This window comes from uncultured Campylobacter sp. (assembly GCF_937890585.1).
In the GTDB taxonomy this organism is placed as follows: domain Bacteria; phylum Campylobacterota; class Campylobacteria; order Campylobacterales; family Campylobacteraceae; genus Campylobacter_A.
In genome coordinates this window covers 1-4,061 of the sequence record NZ_CALACG010000208.1, presented here as the reverse complement: position 1 = coordinate 4,061, position 4,061 = coordinate 1, and the positions used below count along the sequence as shown (strand labels likewise).

At 38.6% G+C, this 4,061-nt stretch carries 8 protein-coding genes; all 8 read left to right on the top strand.

Annotated elements, in window-relative coordinates; all coding sequences use genetic code 11:
- The first annotated feature begins 417 nt into the window (after positions 1-417).
- Positions 418-726, top strand: coding sequence for a 30S ribosomal protein S10 (gene rpsJ, locus Q0296_RS06155; RefSeq protein ID WP_009295257.1), 309 nt, complete (start codon positions 418-420; stop codon positions 724-726).
- A gap of 20 nt (positions 727-746) precedes the next feature.
- Positions 747-1,325 carry a 50S ribosomal protein L3 gene (gene rplC, locus Q0296_RS06150; protein WP_002941563.1) on the top strand — a complete coding sequence of 193 codons (579 nt, stop codon included), beginning with the start codon at positions 747-749 and terminating at the stop codon, positions 1,323-1,325.
- Positions 1,322-1,936, top strand: coding sequence for a 50S ribosomal protein L4 (rplD, locus tag Q0296_RS06145; protein WP_021089209.1), 615 nt, complete (start codon positions 1,322-1,324; stop codon positions 1,934-1,936). Before rplC ends, rplD begins: the two co-directional genes overlap by 4 nt.
- Before the next feature lies 1 nt (position 1,937).
- Complete coding sequence (locus Q0296_RS06140; RefSeq protein WP_002941535.1) at positions 1,938-2,219, top strand: 50S ribosomal protein L23; 282 nt, start codon at positions 1,938-1,940, stop codon at positions 2,217-2,219.
- A 1-nt stretch (position 2,220) separates the two neighbouring features.
- A complete protein-coding gene (rplB, locus tag Q0296_RS06135) occupies positions 2,221-3,054 on the top strand; it encodes a 50S ribosomal protein L2 (protein WP_103599323.1) in 834 nt (277 codons plus the stop codon).
- 2 nt (positions 3,055-3,056) lie between these two features.
- On the top strand, positions 3,057-3,338 hold the full coding sequence (gene rpsS, locus Q0296_RS06130; RefSeq protein ID WP_002941639.1) for a 30S ribosomal protein S19: 282 nt from the start codon (positions 3,057-3,059) through the stop codon (positions 3,336-3,338).
- Between the two features lie 11 nt (positions 3,339-3,349).
- Positions 3,350-3,682, top strand: a complete 333-nt coding sequence (gene rplV, locus Q0296_RS06125) for a 50S ribosomal protein L22 (RefSeq protein WP_009295259.1) — start codon at positions 3,350-3,352, stop codon at positions 3,680-3,682.
- Position 3,683: 1 nt separating this feature from the next.
- On the top strand, positions 3,684-4,061 hold a 378-nt coding region (gene rpsC / locus Q0296_RS06120; RefSeq protein ID WP_298038090.1), incomplete at its 3' end, for a 30S ribosomal protein S3.

The window sequence follows — 4,061 nt, the reverse complement described above, 5'->3', positions numbered from 1 at the left end:
CGAGATCTACACCTCTCTATTCGTCGGCAGCGTCAGATGTGTATAAGAGACAGGTGTATCTATTATCTATATTTTTTTTATCTTCTTCAATATAAGCATATTCTAATAGTATTTTCTCTATTTTAAATTTCAATTCTTGTTTTTTTAGAGATTCATAATAAAAATAAAATTTTTATTTAGTTTGTTTTACAAATAATTCTGACTAATACTATATACTTTCCTTATCAAAAGGAAATAATTAATCAAAATTCAACAAAAAATAGCGTTTTTCTTGACAACTATAATAGCTTTTTTGTAAAATCGCAGTCTCTTTACGAAAGACCTATGTCTTGCTCGTACGATCGCTTGATCCTATGCGGGTTATTTTGATGTAAAGAGGTCGCGAGTTTGCGACAAGTTCTTTTTAAAGGAAAACACATGGAAAGAATCAGGTTAAAGCTAAAAGCTTACGACCATAGAGTTCTAGACCGCACTGTTGCAGCAATCGTAGAAGCTGTCAAACGAACAGGTGCCGACGTTCGTGGCCCGGTACCAATGCCTACAAAGATCAAACGCTATACAGTCTTAAAATCTCCACACATCAACAAAGACTCACGTGAGCAGTTTGAGATGAGAATACACGCTCGTATGCTTGACATCGTAGCTGCTACTCCAGAAACTGTAGATAGCCTAACAAAACTCGACCTAGCTCCAGAAGTTAATGTCGAAGTTCGTGCGATGAAGTAAGCGGACAAAAGGATAAGAGTATGGAATATATTGTAGAAAAAATAGGCATGAGTAGAACGATTGCCACGAAGAGTACGCCAGTTACACTACTTAAGCTAGTTGAGGCTAAAGTATGTGAGATCGACGAAAACAAACGTGCTATCGTAGCGTATGCCCACACTAAAGCAAACAACAAAGCTATCGCTGGTCAGCAAAAGAAATACAATCTGACTGCAGAATTTAACAAATTTGCTACGCTTGAAGTAGCTAATAGCGAAGTTGGAAACCTAGACTTTACACCATTAAATGAGGCTAAAATTTTAAAAGTTAGCTTTAACTCAAAAGGTAGAGGCTACCAAGGTGTGGTAAAAAGACATGGTTTCGGTGGTGGTCCAAAAAGCCACGGCTCACGTTTCCACAGACGCCACGGTTCAATTGGTAACTGCGAATGGCCAGGTCGTGTTCAACCAGGTATGAAAATGGCAGGACACATGGGCAATGAGAAAGTTACTGTTAAAAACGAGCTAATAAGCTTTGACGCTCAAAATGGCATCGTAGTTGTAAAAGGTTGCGTTCCTGGTCACAATGGTGCAATGGGTAAAATAAGGATTGTAAAATGAGTAAAATTCACGTATTAAACGATAAATTTGAAAATTCAGGCGAGTTAGAGCTTCCTGCAAGCTACGCTGAAGTAAATCCGCACAACCTATATCTTTATGTAAAATCTTACCTTGCTGGTATAAGAGCAAATACGGCTCATACTAAAAGCCGTGCTTTTGTAAGCGGTGGTGGTAAAAAACCATGGAGACAAAAAGGACGTGGTGGTGCAAGAGCGGGTTCAACTAGAACTAACGTTTGGGTAGGCGGTGCAGTTGCATTTGGTCCAACAAACGAGAAAAACTATTTTCAAAAAGTCAATAAAAAACAAAAAAGACTAGCTCTTGAGTACGCTTTGGCAGCAAAAGCACAAGATGGTAAAATTTTCGCAGTAGATAGCATCTCAATCGAGTCTGGAAAGACAAAAGATGCAGCTAATATCATCAAAAATTTAAAAGTAAAAGATGCACTTATCGTTAAAGATTTACTAGACGATAAAACACTACTTGCTTTTAGAAATTTAGCAAACTGCTATGTAGTAGATGCAAATGAGGTAAATGCTTATCTTGTCTCTACATTTAGTTCGGTTATTATTGAAAAAGCTGCACTAAAAACTATAACAAAAGAGGGCTAAAATGGCGGATATAACTGATATCAAAACAATTATTTATACAGAAAAAACTCTAGGCCTTCAAGAACAAGGCGTTGTTGTTATCCAAACTTCACCAAGAGTTACAAAAAACAGCTTAAAAGCGGTTTTACAAGAGTACTTTGGAGTAACGCCTGTTCGCGTAAATTCACTTAGAATTAGCGGCAAGGTTAAGCGTTTTAGAGGAAGAGCAGGCCAACGTGACGAGATAAAGAAATTCTACGTTAAGTTGCCTGAAGGCGTAAGCCTAGAAAATACGGAGGCGTAAGATGGCTATAAAATCATATAAACCATATACACCTAGTCGTAGATATATGACTGGACTAAGCTCTGAAGATATAACAGCTAAACCAAGCGTTAGAAGCTTGCTTGTTAAACTACCTGCATCTGGCGGTAGAAATAACAATGGTCGTATAACTTCAAGACACAAAGAAGCAGGTGCAAAAAAACTTTATCGTATCATCGACTTTAAACGTCGCAAATTTGGCATAGAAGGTAAAGTTGAAGCGATCGAGTACGATCCAAACAGAAACTGCCGTATCGCTCTTATAGCTTATAAAGATGGTGAAAAGCGCTATATCATTAGACCAAATGGACTAAATGTTGGCGACGTTATCGCATCTATCGATGAGGGCTCACTAGATATTAAACCAGGCAACGCTATGAAATTAAGATTTATCCCAGTTGGTACTATCGTTCATAACGTAGAGTTAAAACCTGGCAAAGGCGCTCAGATAGCTCGTTCAGCTGGCGGTTATGCTCAGCTAATGGGTAAAGAAGAGAAGTATGTTATTTTAAGAATGCCAAGTGGCGAGATGAGACAAGTACTAGCTGAGTGTATGGCAAGTATCGGTGTAGTTGGCAACGAAGACTGGGCTAACATCACTATCGGTAAAGCTGGACGTAATCGCCACCGCGGTATCCGCCCACAAACACGTGGTTCTGCTATGAACCCAGTTGATCACCCACACGGTGGTGGTGAAGGTAAGAAAAATTCAGGCCGTCACCCAGTTACTCCATGGGGTAAACCAACCAAAGGTGCTAAGACTCGCCGTAAAAAAGCTAGCGATAAGCTTATAATTTCAAGAAGGAAAGGAAAATAGAGATGGCAAGATCACTCAAAAAAGGTCCTTTCGTAGATGATCATGTAATGAAAAAAGTTATTGCCGCAAAAAATGCAAACGATAACAAACCAATCAAGACTTGGTCAAGACGTAGCACGATTGTACCTGAAATGATTGGACTAACATTTAACGTTCATAATGGCAAGAGCTTTATTCCTGTATATGTTACAGAAAATCATATAGGCTATAAACTTGGCGAATTTGCTCCAACACGCACATTTAAGGGTCACAAAGGCTCAGTGCAAAAGAAAATCGGCAAGTAAGGGGAGATAATATGAGTAAAGCAATTATAAAATTCGTAAGACTTTCTCCTACAAAAGCAAGACTTATAGCAAGAGAAGTTCAAGGTATGAATGCCGAGCTAGCACTTGCAAGCTTGCAGTTTATGCCAAATCGTGGTGCTAAATTTATAGCAAACGCTATTAGTTCAGCAGTAGCAAATGGCGGATTTGAGCCAGAAGAGGTTGTAGTAACTAGTTGCCGCGTTGATGCTGGTCCTGTATTAAAGAGATTTAGACCAAGAGCAAGAGGAACAGCGAGCAAAATTCGCAAACCTACTTCTCATGTAATGGTAGAAGTATCTAAACCTGAAAAGAAGGAAGCATAATATGGGACAAAAAGTAAATCCAATAGGTCTTAGACTAGGAATTAACCGCAACTGGGAATCTAGATGGTTTCCAACCAAACAAAGTCTTCCTGAAAATATCGGTGAAGATTACAAAATTCGTGCATTTTTAAAGAAAAAACTTTACTATGCAGGAATTAGCCAAATTCTAATCGAAAGAACGGCTAAAAAACTTCGTGTAACCGTAGTTGCAGCTCGTCCTGGTATCATCATCGGCAAAAAAGGCCAAGATGTTGAAAACCTAAAGAACGAAGTTAGTAAACTTATCGGTAAAGAAGTAAATGTAAATATCAAAGAAGAAAGAAAAGCTCAAGCTTCAGCTCAACTTGCTGCTGAAAACGTAGCTATGCAACTTGAAAAG

Coding starts and splice junctions, on each gene's coding strand:
- rpsJ (WP_009295257.1), top strand. CDS start 418: ATGGAAAGAATCAGGTTAAAGCTAAAAGCTTACGACCATAGAGTTCTA.
- rplC (WP_002941563.1), top strand. CDS start 747: ATGGAATATATTGTAGAAAAAATAGGCATGAGTAGAACGATTGCCACG.
- rplD (WP_021089209.1), top strand. CDS start 1,322: ATGAGTAAAATTCACGTATTAAACGATAAATTTGAAAATTCAGGCGAG.
- Q0296_RS06140 (WP_002941535.1), top strand. CDS start 1,938: ATGGCGGATATAACTGATATCAAAACAATTATTTATACAGAAAAAACT.
- rplB (WP_103599323.1), top strand. CDS start 2,221: ATGGCTATAAAATCATATAAACCATATACACCTAGTCGTAGATATATG.
- rpsS (WP_002941639.1), top strand. CDS start 3,057: ATGGCAAGATCACTCAAAAAAGGTCCTTTCGTAGATGATCATGTAATG.
- rplV (WP_009295259.1), top strand. CDS start 3,350: ATGAGTAAAGCAATTATAAAATTCGTAAGACTTTCTCCTACAAAAGCA.